Raw genomic sequence first — 13,676 nt, 5'->3', positions numbered from 1 at the left:
TCTCTGCACTGCACTTGCCGGGCGACAAAAGCTCAGGATCACATACCGGACCGTGGACCATGACAATCCGGTGGAGCGGACAATCTGCCCGGTCAAGCTCATCTTATTCAAACAGGAGCTGTACTTTATCTGCATTTCGGAAAGGCATGAGAACCGTGATTACTACATTAAATTATGTCGAATCGTCTCTGCGGAACTGCTCGATGAAACGTTTACTGTTGGTGAAAAAAGGATCCGGCGGATCCAGAACCGTCTTTCGAAAAGTTTCGGCATTTTAGATGAAGACGTGCCCAAACCGCAGAAAATCATGATCAAATTTCCCTATTATTTCCAACTGATCCTCAATGAACGACGGTTTCATGCCAGTCAGAAAACGCGTGTCGATAAAGATGGTGATGTAATCCTCACCATGGATGCTCCTGTTGACCGGGAGCTTATCCAGTGGGTGCTTGGCTGGAGTGAGAGTGCAACGGTTATAAAGCCAAAAGCGCTTAAGGATAAACTAAGGGCTCTCGGAAGACATATGGTCTCAATATATTGACAAAAAAAATACCACAGGAATCCGAATATTGAACATTAAACCTTAATTACCATTATTACTGCTGGCTTTCATCCAATATAACCCGGAATTTATCCATTCTTCAACGACTCTGCGTGATTCCGGAGAAGGACAACAGCTTGTGCTAATTGTAAATTCTCTTATTACAGGGGACTCCTTCGTTAAGTCAATGATTAGCGTGCCTCGATGAGGAAAGAGTACACGATAGAAATACACGCTTCCTGAATAAATATCATCTTCATAAAACGATATACATTTATTCATTTCATCACCTTCTTTACATAAATCATGCAATGTCGTTATAGGTTCCACATGCAAATTTGCAGGCAACGGAAAAGGCGGAAAATCATTATCGCAAGCGGATTTCTCCGCTTGTTTCTTAACAGAATCTATTATCCGCTGCCGGTGCCATTTTTTAAGTAACCGTCCCCACTTGTCAGTAAGTTTATGGAGGCTCTTTAGTGTTTTTTTTCGCTCAATATTCTTTGAATAATCTGAAATATGCAGGGCCTTTCCCAGAAAAACAGCCTCAGTATACGTATCCACTATGTTTTTGCTAAAAAGAGTCTGCCAGAAAATTGATATAGACATACTATTTTCTTTAAGCTTCTTTTTCATTTTATTATGGAGCCGCCTAAAAAACCGGCACGCAAATAATCCGGGATATTCAATAACAAACCAGAGCATTTCAATCGGCATATCAACGGTTAAGTATTGGCTGAAGTGTTTTAAATAGCCTGTTTTTTGCTGTACAAAAAGATTAAGCCATAAAAGGTTTTCAATTTTCAATGTATTGAAAGAAATCCTTCCAAGTGCTCTTACCTCGGCCTCTGAACAGGAACCATTAATCGCATTTAGTAATTCATGGCGCTTCCGCCAAACAAGATTGGCCGCAGTATCGATGGTTATTACCTTTTGGGCCACCTTGTAAGCCAGCAATAGCGCCAGAGCAGGATTATCTTTCATAATATCAAAGAAACCCGCTGCCCTTCGCATAATCATTAATAAGGTGAACCTCAGAAAAGTAGCCCGGCTTGCACAACTCTGAAAATGGATTGGTATGGTGTTTATTATCTTTGAGAAAACAATTGTATTTTCCATATCAAACTCTGCATTTTTCAGAAGATAATCGGCATTACCCGTATAAAGTGACCAGTATCCAATATTTTTGTTAAACTGTTCGATTGCAAGTCCAGCCTCCCATGATGATAGTCTGTATATCGTATCTCTTTTTTCAAAAATTGTAAAAGAGGCCTTTAGTTGATTGTTTTTACAAAGACATTTGCACATATTTTTTCAGGCCGCGTAGTTGAATATGTTAATTTAGCCATATTAATTATATTCAGAAACGTGACGTTGAGTCGCACGCGAATATGCTCTGGCTATAAAGTGTACCTGTATGGAGAATATAAAAATTATTGGCGACAAAAAGTGTCGTCACTATTAGAATATATTAAAAACGTGGGGCGAAGTTATTACCTCAATTGCTGCTTTCCGGATTTAATGCACCAAAATTTTCAGCATTGAATTACTTTCTTATAACTTTCCCAGCATTGAGTTTAGATCCTCAGTTCGCCTTATTGAAAATTATCCAAAAACAACGTTCAATTCTCTTTTAGCCCCTTTTAAAAACTCAGACACTTTAATTTTAATCCGGCTGTCGTCGGTTAATTCACTAAGGTGGTATTTTTCAGAATATGCCAAAATTTCTGGGGCTTGTTTTACAAACGTTTTCACTCCTGTTTTCGGCCATTCATTATGCGAAAACAATCTTTTCCAATCACATTGAACGGTTTCATTAGCATAATAAATATACAATTTCAGTGTGCTTTCACATTCTTCAGGATCTTTAAGCAAATCGACATTAACGTCCTTATTCATGTCACCTTCAAAACCGGTATCGCTGGATAATCTCATAACAAATAACCAATCATTTTTTTCAATAATGGGATAATTTCGATCTGTTTTTTCCGGCAAGAGCAGACGAACAAAATCCCAAAGCGGCAAAAATGCCACGGCTTTTGATTTATGAAGATTGTCCCCACTCTGGGGTGGTTTGCCGACATTGGAATCCCACATATAATTTGTCATGCCTGTTGTTATAATAGTATTCAACATGGTATCAATTTTTTTGCACAAATCCAGACAGAAACGATGATATACCGCAAGAGCCCTGTATGCTTTGCGTATTTCAATAAGTGAATATTTAATTTCTTCTTCAAAAGTCATAGCATTACCCTCTCATTAGTGAAAGTACGGATAAATCAATTGATATTTTTTTACAAAAGTTTACTACACAAGAAATATCAGCCAGCAAATTAATATCATGAAAATCAAATATTTCTTTAATATCTTCTATTAAAAAACGTTTTTCATCTTCGTCAGGAACCGGCAAATTATTAAGTGAATCTCTCAGGGTTTTCCATGGTAATGCATGTACCAGAAAATCATTACGACCTTTGGCCCTGAGGTTTTCATTAACAGCTCCAATCAATTCATCAATTTCCTGTTCTCTGTCTGAATCTAAACCGCCAACTGCCAGAATAAGCACAGGCCTTTGTTCCTCTCTCGCTCTGTTTTCGATATAAGCATTGTATTCTCTAACCAGTTGATCCGAGCTTTGATTCATTGAAGAATCTGATAATTTGGCTTCGATAATAATCGCCACATTTTCAAAATGGATAACACAATCCGGTTCAACATAGTTTCCACCCAACCAATAACGAGGCCAGAATTGATAATCATCTATCTTGCCCGGGTGTACAGGCAAAAATGAAGAAGCTTTATTGCTCATATTGGATTTGATTATTCGCCATACCACTTCAGATGGCAGATAGAGCAAACGAGATATTATGGCGGCTGTCAGGAAATCCTCTCTTTCTTTATAAAACGTCCGCCAGCTTTTCCCCTCTTCAAAAAACGAAAAATTATTACGAACCTTTCCATTTACAATCGCCTTGTACATATTTTCCTTTCCTTTTTAAAATTTCAAATACCAACAGCAGTTTTACTCATTTTAGGTCCTTCACGCGATAGTATAGAGAATACTTCTAAATCTTGTAGCATGACATAAATTCTATAATAAACCCCTGTTCCGACAGAAGTGTCATTTTTTGCTAATTCTATGGGTTCGGCAAACCAGCCTTTTTTCCCTATTTGTATACAGGTAAAATATATTATCCCAACACGACAATTATTGTCGCAAAGAAACAGTAGATTTCTTTTAAGAAAATCGAACAGGAGCGGTATAATAAAGCCAGGCTATTTATTACAAGGAGGGATTCATGTCACATCGTCTGTCGAAATCCAGATACGTAGCGGGGATACAATGTCCGAAAATCCTCTGGATGGGGGTTAATTTTCCGGATGAAGCAGCCGGAATCGATCCCGCTACCCGGCGGATATTCGATATCGGTCATCGGATCGGGGAGCACGCACAATCGCTCTTTCCCGGTGGGGTGCTTGTCAATGAACCATCTGATAACCTGGCATCGGCGATCCGGAAAACCGGCGAGCTTGCCGGGCAGGGCGTTCCGGCTATCTTCGAAGCCACCGTCGATTATGATAAAATCCTGTGCCGGATAGATATTTTCAAACGGGTGAGAGGAAAAAAGAACCTGTGGGACCTGTACGAAGTCAAAAGCAGCAACTCGGTCAACAAGAAAAAGCATTATCCGGATGTTGCTGTTCAGAAATACTGTTGTGAAGGCGCAGGATTTCCAATCCGGAAAGCATTTCTCATGCACTGTAACAGGGAGTATGTTCGCAAAGGCGAAATTGTCCCCAGGGAGCTTTTAGTCGCCGAAGACATCACAGAAGAAATTGAAGAAGATCTCAAAAAAGTCAGGCAAAATGCAGCCGGATTTCTGCGTATAATGGCGCAGAAGAATGAGCCGGCAATCGAACCGGGCCCCCACTGTTCGCAGCCCTATATCTGCGCATATTCTGATCATTGCAATAAACCGGGACCAGAGTATGCAATAGGTGAGCTTTGCCGCGCCGAGAAAACAATTGCACAGCTCGAAAAAATGGGGATAACACTTCTGAAAGATATTCCTGCAACAGTTCTATTATCCGACCGGAACCAGGCCTTTGTCGAATCGGTTAAGCGTAAAAAGCCGGTAATAAACAAGGCAGGTTTGCATTCTTTTCTTGAAAAACTGGATTATCCCCTCTACCATTTCGACTTTGAAACTGTAAGTTGTGCGGTCCCACTGTTTGACAACTCCCGTCCGTGGCAGAATATTCCCTTTCAATTTTCGCTCCATGTCCAGAAAAAGCCCTGCGGCCCCTGCGCGCATCACGAATTTCTTCCGTCCGATCGTTCTGACCCGCGCGAACGACTTATCCAGGCAATGCAGAAGCATCTCGGTGATACCGGCTCTATTGTCGCATTCAACCAGTCATTCGAGATCAGGTGTATTCAATCGATGGCTGATGATTTCCCGAAATACAGGAAATGGCTCCTGTCCCTGATTCCCCGGATGCGGGACCTCATCGTGCCGTTTCGAAACGGCCATTATGCTCATCATAAAATGCACGGCAGTGCAAGCCTGAAGTATGTCCTCCCTGCCCTGGCGCCGAAATTGTCGTATAATGAGCTTGAAATCCAGGAAGGCACGACTGCGAGTTTACAGGCAGAGCTGTGGTACGACAATCAGATTGACGGCAAAGAATGGAAACAGGTATATGCCGCTTTGCAGGAATACTGCAAGCTGGATACGCTGGCTATGGTCGAGATTTTAAGGGTTTTGTATGTTGTATCGAGTAATTAAAAACCATATTTTTCATAAAGCTGTTCGCATAGCCAGGGCTGTATTTCTGAGAACATTTATCCTATTACAACCCGTATACTCGCTTGTGATACATTTTCAGAATTCAACTCTGCAATTTCAGGATGCACCTTCAGCCTCTGGACTTCATCTATATCAAGATCATAAAACCTGAGCTCAAGTTCCGGCTCAGTAAATTCGATTGTATTCAATGCATGTTCAAGAAAAGCCCTCTGTTCCCCTGTTATCTTTGCGATTTTTTCCATTTTTCTGCGCGTTTTTTCCCCAATCAGCTTTCTCTTCTGCAGTTTTTCCTTATCTCTTTCTAGCTTGTCGAGATCCCGCGCCTTTGCAGTGAAACGGCTGATTCTCTGAGACGGTTCAAAAATCTCCTTATGGAAAAAAAGTGTTGTATTACCGGCATGCAAATCACTTAACGGTAACTGAATCGTGCCGAACATTGCAACAATAGAGCATTCTATCGAAGGATTGATTTCTTTGAGTGTTTGCCGGGCAGATTTGATTTTTTTATGGATACCTTTAAGCGTCATGCTATTTTCCTGCGAAATTTCAAATGGCTTCTCGCAGGTAAAATAGAGGAAGAATGCGACAATAGTTGTCGCCAGATAATTTTAGATCAATATTTTATCCCCCCATAAAAAAAGTATGATGAATTTGACTCAAATTGAAATGTATTTTTTTTATTCAATTTAAAAAATAGCGGTAAATAAAAGCGGTTATCCACATAAAATCCGGCAAACAATCCTGTACAATACATAGCCATCATTTCTAATAAACGGTATTATTTCTGAAAATCAAATTTCACCGTTCAACGGCGATTGTGGGCAATTTTGGCCTACAATAATTACCAGCCAACTACCATTCGAGCAGTGGTATGATGTTTTCGGTGATCAAACAATCGCCGTTCGGCACCCTGATTTATTTTATTTAAAAATCGCTCTGTCGCTTGTGGTCAAGCCGAATGAAACAATTTTAACCTGCCGAACCGACGAGAATACGCAAAATGGATAATTATTGAGATTTTTTGTTATAACATCAATCGGAAAAAGGTCTCCGTAATGAACTTCAAAAAGATCAGATCCCACTGCAAACAAAGCAGTTCGATCTCAGAATCGCTCGTTGACGATTTCCTTATCAACTACTGCGCGGAGCATGAGCGGCTGAATCCGATCATGGCTCGCAGGCTTAGAGAGTTTCGTGAGGTGATACAGAAGATGCCTGAACGTTGGCCGTTCATGATTGCATCGCAGTATATCGCTCATCGGCTGTTTCGGGAGGGCGGCTTTGCCCAGACCTATCTTGAGCGTGGTCTGCTCAATGATCGCTCCGAAGATGAACTGAGCTGGCTTGCCTTCCAAACCGAGCATCCCTGGCGTTTCTCATTCTTTACTATTAAAGAACAGCCCGACCGGGATTTCTTTGTAATGACCGATGAATTGATCGGCGAAGAGATTCTTCTCCATTCGCCGGGAATTGCGAACATCCTCGATCAGCACGGTCCCATACAGATGTTACTTCTTCTGGTTGGATTCAACGGAGAGTGCTGGCAGACCTACGGCAATCTTGCCTATTTCCGAAGCATGCAGCCATTTGATCTCTTGTATTTCGCCCGTCAATTGGGGCATTCGGCTGATTTCTTGAATTCAATACCTGAGATACTCGCAAAAGATCCAATCCCCTTCATGCTTCTCTGGCGTGGCGGCGAGATCCCTCTTGCAGTGCATGGAAAGGATCTTGTTGTTTTCAACAAGTCGGAATTCCATGATGCGGATTTTGTTCCTGAGAAATACGCGGAGCAGTTCGTGATTACGAAGAAACACCCAGTGTATCGGCTTCAGCTCAAGCGATGGAGCTCGCATCCGCACTTTTCAGTATGCTTCTATCACGCGAAAAGAAAACGGCTGGTCTTTACCGCCATGACCGACCGTGGCTACACGAAGATCATCGAAGCATTCGAGACAGCAGGCAACAAAGTGCCTCACACGCCTGAGATCAGGGCCACAATGGCAATGATATTCACCGCGAAAGAGATCTTCAAGACAGAACCTGAATTGGTTCCTTATGAGAAGACCTTTGCTGAACCGGTATCGCCAGAGCACCAGAAGGAATTAGATAAAATCAACTCATTCATCAGAAGTTTCCTTCCATACCATAACAAAAAGAAATCTTTCGATCTGCATGCGCTTGCCGAAGCTGCGGGGATTGATGATGACCTTGCCAAGCAGGTTATCGAGCATATTCGCAAAACGACGGACCGAATGGGCCGATGATGACTGGATAGAGAGGAACAAATGCCGGAATCAGGATCGGAACAACGCCCGGTCATCCATTTTAAAGTAGTGATAACTGCATTTTCAAATATCTCATCTTGATTCTGAGGTGATGCTGCAATAGATGACATAAGTTGACTCATCCAGATCTTCCTTAATCAACGCTTTAACCTTCTTGCTTTGCGTGCCATACATTTGCTCTGCAAGTCTGTATGTTTTATCATGCCACTTCTTGCCTGCATTCGGGCAGGTAAAAACATCCTGCAAATTCTTTTAAACATGTCCACGAGCCCTTGCCCATGCTCCCGCAAATGATGTCGCTCCATCTGAATCCCTCTTGACATTGCATTTCGTACCACAGACATTACACTTCTTGGATTTATATTTTCCGGGTTCGGTGGATATGAAGTCATATCCCGCATGATAAATCGGATTTTCTTTTTGCGACATAATCTATCCTTTTTTTGTAAATTGCACCTGCATTCCCAACAATCCACTCCCCCATGCCCGGAACACGCTCCACGGCCCCTTGCATCACTGGAAGTCCCATCTTTGCACCTGGCTCCGGTATGCGGGAAACATACACACTATCAGTCATCTTCCTTTGTTTGCAGCCGAAAGCAATAGGATGCAGAATGGAAGCGGCAACCCATTTAATTTTTGACTTGATCAATTAGCTTTGTCAAGAGGAAAGTTTGTATTAAGCGGCTAAATTTAGAGGAGCGGCATATCAACTGCCTTCGAAACCGGCCATAAACACGCCAAACGTGCCAAACCTGCCAAAGTGAAGACCGGTTTAAAGAAACATGCTGCGGATAAAAGGTCGACCCGGAAGATATCAGATACAGTAAAAAACGAAACAAAGAGCAGCCGAAACGCCTTTTTCTGATTTTCCATACCGGTTTTCCTCTCCTCTCTGCCATGCCCCTTTCCTGGAAGCTTTATTTCATAATTCGAGAGTATCTCCTCAAGCGCTCCCCAAACCTCCTCGGGCTTGATATTCTTCAGTTTCACATTCCGGCTCATGCTATTTTGGGAGCATTAATAGCGAATGATTCAACAATGTAACCAAGTTGTTTGAATGCAGCGCCGTTGCCATTCTGTCTATAGACATAATTATAGCAAGCCTTTAGCGTGGAGTACCTTCTGCCGTATTCCTTGCCGCTACCTGGTAACGAACCTTCGGCTCATCGGCTTGTCCGCACCTGTAATGCGACAAATATAAGTGCCCCGACCGAGCACTGTGTTCTCAAGCGGAACGATCAGCCGGTTCCGTGACGAACTCGCGGCAAAGCTCCATCGGCGCACAACACGTCCCGAGAGATCGTAGAGGACTATTTGTAAATCAGTTTTTGTACCGGAAGATAATGCACCGGACTCGATTACGAGACTGCTATTGATGATAAAGCACTCAAAGCCTCCGGCTGTTTGCACGTGAGCGGCCGGAGGTGCGGCAAAAAGTGCGGACTCGTAGTCGACATAGGCTTCGGGATCGACAGCATACATTATCGGTGCCTGCGGCGGAGCGATCCGGGCCGGAGCGGGCTGCATATCCGGCACTACGAATATGTCAACGTCCTCGGGCGCCCACATCACGGGAGCGCCAAGGGGAACTGGTATTATCTCTCTATTCAATCCGCACACATACTCCGTCATCGGTTCGGGCGGGTTGACATAAAGCCATTCCGCGACAGGAATGTCCGCACGCTGGTCGGCGGCAGGAAAAATATCCGCGCTGTTCAGAAGCGGCACTCCGTTGTCTCTGAGACGGCGGACAACAGAGGGGGGAAGTGCGTCCTCTTCCAGAGCCACCAGCGAATATTTTTCATCGACAAATCCGAGCGTTGAAGCCATGGAAGAGGGCATGACCGGAGCAAGGGGCGTGAGGTGCGGCGAAGAGCCGATAAGCCGTGCATATTGCATGCCGTCATCCATGGGCACGATCTGCGGTGTTTCCGTATATTCTGCAATCAAATCGTCTCCTCGATACACACTCCATTGTATCTGGTTATTCATCGGACGGTTTGAGTAGAGGTGCATCTGACGGCAGCCGACAGGCTGACAGTAGGAACTACCCTCTGATTCCGCAATTACGGCGATCCGGTTCGTGTCGACACCGTTGCCCACCATGGCAAAGACCTGAATGTCTGCGCGGTGCGTGTGCAGAAACTGCTTCATATTGACACCGGGCCAATAGGCTCGATGTGTGGACAATCCGGGATCCGGGGCCGGGGAGCCGTTGCTGAAAACAGAGGATTCCAGCATGCTCACATCGATCTGCCCGTCCCACTCCACTGTCTGATCTGCAATAGAGCTGGTGACAAGTCGGGGGCCGGCGCAGAGAATCAACAAGTGTTTGAGTGAAGTGCGTTGTGTGTCAAACAACTCTTGTGCAGCTTTCAAGGCATTCTGAAACTCCTGAAAGGCCTGCTGGATATCAAAGGGAATGTCCTGTGTGCGCGGGGTATCTCTCATGGGCGGATCAACGATTTCCCGTCTGCTCAGTTCGGTAAGCCAGGCGATCATCCTGTTATATTCACGGCCTCCTTTTGTGTCGAGAGAGAAGGTAATCCGCTCGCCCCCCTCTTTGTCGATAATCAACGCGGCTCTCATGTGCGCCGCATCAAGGTTTTCGAGAAACTCCTGAAGGAGCGTGGACTGCTCCACAATTTGACGCGCGTACTTTTCCAGTATCTGAGGATGGTTCCATCGCCACAAAATCACATAGTCATGGCCGATAATGCTCTTCTTCAATGCCTCCTGGCCGCTCATTGTAGTGACATGAAGCATTTGTCCGCTGAATTTTGAGGTGGAAAAATCTCCCTCATAGAATAGTGACCCTTCGTGCGCCTGGGCAAGAATTGGTATAATGTGCGAAATTCTCTTTTCGTGCCTGAGGCCGTGAGCCTCAAAATTATAATCGGCGCCGGAGAGTGATTCGTACAAACGGTTTTCGAAAATGTTCTGAGCCGAAGGTGTCTCCACCCGATAGGAATCGACTCCGGGGCCTTTCCTGATCAAAACCTGCGCATGATCGGTAAACGCATGGGGATAGGCGATTTTGTTCACTCCATTGCTGCAGTAAGCAGGAATGAGGTAGCGAATACGCACCCTTCTGGTCTGGCCGAATGTCACGGGGAATATTGAGATGTCGTAGTTGTCATCCCAGATCCACTCCAGCAGCACGGGATCACGGGGCGGAGGCGGCACATCCGAGCTTCGCTGCACGACATTCTCATACTGCTCCCTGGCGACGTCATTGGTTTTAAGCTTTGCCTTGAGTATCATGTCCTTGTACCAGGTGACCATTCCCACCACAACCGATTTGTCTTCCAGGTTAAGATTTCCCACAATCTCCAGTGCGTTTTTGAAAGAGTCGGGCTCGTTTCCTCCAACTTCAATCGTCCAGGCCAGTTCCACGTCCAGATAGTCCGCATGGACCGTGATATGATACTGTTCGTTGACAATGGTTGCAGTTCCCTGCCAGGGCGCTCCCTGGGTGGACTGGCTTCGAAACAATCCATGCTGCATTCCGATTGCATGTGCACCAACAAAAAAGCAACAGATCGCATTGGTGAAAAGAATGGCTTTTTTCATTTGATCGCTCCTTCTAAAGGGTCTGGTAGGTTGCGTCTGTCTATCTCAGTCGCATTATTACGCGGAAAGGTTCAATTTTTATTGGCGGCATCCTGACTCTGACTTTTTTCCCCAGGCAAAGTAAATATTCTGCGCATTCCGTCATTATATGGCGGATTGAAGCGCTATTAATACAAGGAAAAAGAGTCCTGGATGATCGGGATCGGCTTTTTGAGAACAATGCAATGCACCTTGACACTATTACATTATAGAGGGTTTAGAAACAGTATAAAAATGAGTTTAACCTGACCAGTTGACTGCCCTATGAACTTTTTACACCACAATGTAAAAACGCCATTCCGTTCGCTCTTATCCGGATGCATCCACCAGTTAATGATCTTTTTATGGTCCTTAATGCCTTTTAAATCGGTGATTTTTTCAGCCCGTTTGGCACAACAGATGATTTCAGCAAAAAATTCTCGACTGTTCTTGAAGACATTATGGCGCGTAAACGGATTGAACTGGAATACCGCGGTATTGCCGGAAAGAATACCGAGCTGCAGAGAATCGATCCGTTAGTGTTGTGCAGTAACGGGAACAGTTGGTATGTCATTGCCTTCTGTCACAAGAAAAAGACGCTGGCCCATGCGATACCGGGCCTCTCTTTAATTATCCTGCCGGAGAATGATCGTATATGAGTCCGGGGTGACGTCGGGCGCTCCAAGGAAATAAAAGCCTTTGGAAATAGTTCTTCCTGCGAAATGCCGGCTGTCGGATTCTATTTTGTCGATGATTTTCCTGCCCCTGAGATCGAACAGATGCCGCCCCTGGAATATGGTGGCATACTCGGGACCGCTAAAATCCAAATTCCGTGCCCGGTAATTTTCGAGTACGCCTGATATCTGCTCGAAAAATGTACTGTCAATCGGCTCATTGACACTAATATTAGAAAAAACAAACCCTCCTGATCACTGACCAAGGATAGCTTTTTAACCGCTTTTCGCACCGGTATTCCAACAACGGACACGTTCCTGGTGTTAAGTATACATGAAAAACTGCGCAGTATCAACGCATAGAGCAATTTTCCATTGTCTATAGACAATAGGTTTTCTTCCTTTGAATCGCTTGCGGTCCTAATCGCCCTGAGAAGATGCGCAAAGCAAGATCAAAGTCAGCATGCACATCCGGAAATGCAAGCCAGCCGCAAGAATCCAGCAATCGATGAACATCAAACTCGTTCTGTCCCAATGATAGCAAGGCAGCAATTTCTTTTGCGGCGCAACAGATAAAAAAATACTGTCACCTTTCTGGTCGATAGCGCTGCAACCTGTACGCTTCTGCCTTTGAAAATGGTGGATGTGGTACCCCTTGAAATACTCGGCCTGGTGCTCAACCCTTTCAGCCGAACCCTGCAGCCGATGAAAATGATGCCGGGCTTCTTCCTTTCGCTGCAATAACCTATTTTAACCCATCAAATGATTCAAATTATTGTCCATGTTTACTAATAAACCATCAGGATAAATATCCATGTTACTGACCCTTCTGCCGTTGGCGAGTGGATTTTTCTATGCCTTTACAGCCATGGCGATCAAGCGTTCTTTGCAGCTCCGGATCGATCCGTGGCAGATGAGTTTTACTGCCTGCTGGGCGATGGCCATTCTTTATATGCCCATGCTCGTCTGGCGGGAGCCGGTTCAGGAACCGGCGGCATGGTGGCAGATCGGGCTTGCGGCAGTGCTTTTTCTCAGCGGCATTTCGACCAATTTCTTTGCTCTCTATAATGGTGATGTTTCCGTTGCAACACCGGTGCTGGGAACCAAGACCCTCTTTGTTGCGCTCTTTTCCCGGCTTATCTTTGGTATCGGACTCACCGGCCGGATATGGATCGGCGCCGTACTGGTGGTCATCGCCCTGGCGCTCATGCGCCCACCCCGGGCTGAAAGAGAGGAAAACAGGGGTAAATTTGCCCTGTCCATCGGCTTTGCCCTCATTTCAGCAGGATCCTTTGCCCTCTGCGATGTCGTGGTGCGGAACTTCTCCCCCTTCTGGTCATTCGGATGGCTCCTTCCCCTGCTCTTCTGGGCGGTTGCCCTCCTGTCGTGTACCATGCTCCCCTTCTTTCATAAATCCCTGGGAGCACTCAGCCGGACTCAATGGTACTGGCTCACTGCTGCCTCGATACTCAACGCAGTCCAGGCCCTGGGGATCTCACTGGGCCTCACCGCCTTTGCCCAGGCCAATGCAACCCGCATCAATATTCTCTACAGCTCCCGTGCAATCTGGGGTGTACTCGTCGTATGGCTCCTTGGCTCCTGGTTCAAAAACACCGAATCACACAGCACAACGGTATTTATCCGCCGCCTTATCGGGGCGGTCCTGATTGTAGCCGCTATTGTGCTGGCGATGATGGAATAGCTATGGCCAAAGGTCCAAAGGCGATGATCCGTCTTTGTCGAAGTGCCAAAGTCACTGCAGGGG

General features: G+C 45.2%; 11 protein-coding genes. 5 read left to right on the top strand and 6 right to left on the bottom strand.

Translation table 11 applies throughout. The features are described 5' to 3' along the window. The coding region (locus tag GF401_19635) for a WYL domain-containing protein (protein ID MBD3347273.1) at positions 1 to 541 on the top strand (541 nt) is incomplete at its 5' end. A 42-nt stretch (positions 542 to 583) separates the two neighbouring features. Here GF401_19635 and GF401_19630 read toward each other — a convergent pair. The 3 genes from GF401_19630 to GF401_19620 form a co-directional block, all read right to left on the bottom strand. After that, positions 584 to 1,849, bottom strand: coding sequence for a hypothetical protein (locus tag GF401_19630; protein MBD3347272.1), 1,266 nt, complete (start codon positions 1,847 to 1,849; stop codon positions 584 to 586). Positions 1,850 to 2,146: 297 nt separating this feature from the next. After that, positions 2,147 to 2,788: a hypothetical protein gene (locus GF401_19625; GenBank protein ID MBD3347271.1), complete on the bottom strand. Its 642-nt coding sequence runs from the start codon at positions 2,786 to 2,788 to the stop codon at positions 2,147 to 2,149. A gap of 4 nt (positions 2,789 to 2,792) precedes the next feature. Further along, a complete protein-coding gene (locus GF401_19620; protein MBD3347270.1) occupies positions 2,793 to 3,524 on the bottom strand; it encodes a hypothetical protein in 732 nt (243 codons plus the stop codon). 319 nt (positions 3,525 to 3,843) lie between these two features. Between GF401_19620 and GF401_19615 the strand changes: the two genes are divergently transcribed. Continuing rightward, the gene (locus GF401_19615) at positions 3,844 to 5,334 is read left to right on the top strand and encodes a DUF2779 domain-containing protein (GenBank protein ID MBD3347269.1); all 1,491 of its coding nucleotides are present in this window, start codon (positions 3,844 to 3,846) and stop codon (positions 5,332 to 5,334) included. Positions 5,335 to 5,390: 56 nt separating this feature from the next. On the opposite strand, the gene GF401_19610 is transcribed toward GF401_19615, so the two are convergent. Continuing rightward, positions 5,391 to 5,882 carry a hypothetical protein gene (locus tag GF401_19610; protein ID MBD3347268.1) on the bottom strand — a complete coding sequence of 164 codons (492 nt, stop codon included), beginning with the start codon at positions 5,880 to 5,882 and terminating at the stop codon, positions 5,391 to 5,393. A gap of 528 nt (positions 5,883 to 6,410) precedes the next feature. Between GF401_19610 and GF401_19605 the strand changes: the two genes are divergently transcribed. Next, positions 6,411 to 7,622, top strand: coding sequence for a hypothetical protein (locus GF401_19605; GenBank protein MBD3347267.1), 1,212 nt, complete (start codon positions 6,411 to 6,413; stop codon positions 7,620 to 7,622). A 714-nt stretch (positions 7,623 to 8,336) separates the two neighbouring features. Here GF401_19605 and GF401_19600 read toward each other — a convergent pair. Next, positions 8,337 to 8,636, bottom strand: coding sequence for a hypothetical protein (locus GF401_19600; protein MBD3347266.1), 300 nt, complete (start codon positions 8,634 to 8,636; stop codon positions 8,337 to 8,339). Positions 8,637 to 8,786: 150 nt separating this feature from the next. After that, complete coding sequence (locus GF401_19595; protein MBD3347265.1) at positions 8,787 to 11,219, bottom strand: T9SS type A sorting domain-containing protein; 2,433 nt, start codon at positions 11,217 to 11,219, stop codon at positions 8,787 to 8,789. 479 nt (positions 11,220 to 11,698) lie between these two features. On the opposite strand from GF401_19595, the gene GF401_19590 reads away from it, so the two are divergent. Both GF401_19590 and GF401_19585 read left to right on the top strand, forming a co-directional pair. Then, the gene (locus GF401_19590; protein ID MBD3347264.1) at positions 11,699 to 11,896 is read left to right on the top strand and encodes a WYL domain-containing protein; all 198 of its coding nucleotides are present in this window, start codon (positions 11,699 to 11,701) and stop codon (positions 11,894 to 11,896) included. A gap of 829 nt (positions 11,897 to 12,725) precedes the next feature. Beyond that, positions 12,726 to 13,613 (top strand): EamA family transporter, encoded by an 888-nt coding sequence (locus tag GF401_19585; protein MBD3347263.1) that lies wholly within the window; start codon positions 12,726 to 12,728, stop codon positions 13,611 to 13,613. Positions 13,614 to 13,676 lie beyond the last annotated feature (63 nt).

Source organism: Chitinivibrionales bacterium (assembly GCA_014728215.1).
Taxonomy (GTDB): domain Bacteria; phylum Fibrobacterota; class Chitinivibrionia; order Chitinivibrionales; family WJKA01; genus WJKA01.
This window is presented reverse-complemented; position numbering and strand designations above follow the sequence as displayed.

Excerpts from the sequence above, each read along its gene's own strand:
- GF401_19630 (MBD3347272.1), bottom strand. The coding sequence starts at position 1,849 with ATGTGCAAATGTCTTTGTAAAAACAATCAACTAAAGGCCTCTTTTACA.
- GF401_19625 (MBD3347271.1), bottom strand. The coding sequence starts at position 2,788 with ATGACTTTTGAAGAAGAAATTAAATATTCACTTATTGAAATACGCAAA.
- GF401_19620 (MBD3347270.1), bottom strand. The coding sequence starts at position 3,524 with ATGTACAAGGCGATTGTAAATGGAAAGGTTCGTAATAATTTTTCGTTT.
- GF401_19615 (MBD3347269.1), top strand. The coding sequence starts at position 3,844 with ATGTCACATCGTCTGTCGAAATCCAGATACGTAGCGGGGATACAATGT.
- GF401_19610 (MBD3347268.1), bottom strand. The coding sequence starts at position 5,882 with ATGACGCTTAAAGGTATCCATAAAAAAATCAAATCTGCCCGGCAAACA.
- GF401_19605 (MBD3347267.1), top strand. The coding sequence starts at position 6,411 with ATGAACTTCAAAAAGATCAGATCCCACTGCAAACAAAGCAGTTCGATC.
- GF401_19595 (MBD3347265.1), bottom strand. The coding sequence starts at position 11,219 with ATGAAAAAAGCCATTCTTTTCACCAATGCGATCTGTTGCTTTTTTGTT.
- GF401_19590 (MBD3347264.1), top strand. The coding sequence starts at position 11,699 with ATGGCGCGTAAACGGATTGAACTGGAATACCGCGGTATTGCCGGAAAG.
- GF401_19585 (MBD3347263.1), top strand. The coding sequence starts at position 12,726 with ATGTTACTGACCCTTCTGCCGTTGGCGAGTGGATTTTTCTATGCCTTT.